This window comes from Bacillus sp. T17B1 (assembly GCF_026796395.1).
Taxonomy (GTDB): Bacteria; Bacillota; Bacilli; order Bacillales; family Bacillaceae; genus Bacillus; species Bacillus spizizenii_A.
In genome coordinates this window covers 31,799-32,000 of the sequence record NZ_JALAYA010000023.1, presented here as the reverse complement: position 1 = coordinate 32,000, position 202 = coordinate 31,799, and the positions used below count along the sequence as shown (strand labels likewise).

Genomic DNA, 202 nt, shown 5'->3' with positions numbered 1-202 from the left:
GGTGATATCGTCTATGGGCAATAACGCCAAAAATATGGCGGGCAGCTAATCCTTTACAGATCGGAGTCGTCAAATAACCAGAATCAAGAGCGACGGCTTCTACTTCAAAATCAAATCTTGCAATTTGGTGATCTAATCGGTCAAGATAGGGCACAGAATCATGGACATTTCCAGGCGTGACATAGGCGTCGGTGATAATGTT

Annotated in this window: 1 pseudogene; it reads right to left on the bottom strand. The window is 44.1% G+C overall.

Features of this window, described 5'->3' with window-relative positions:
• Positions 1-202 (bottom strand): annotated as a pseudogene (locus MOF34_RS12335) (IS5/IS1182 family transposase); the annotation flags it as partial.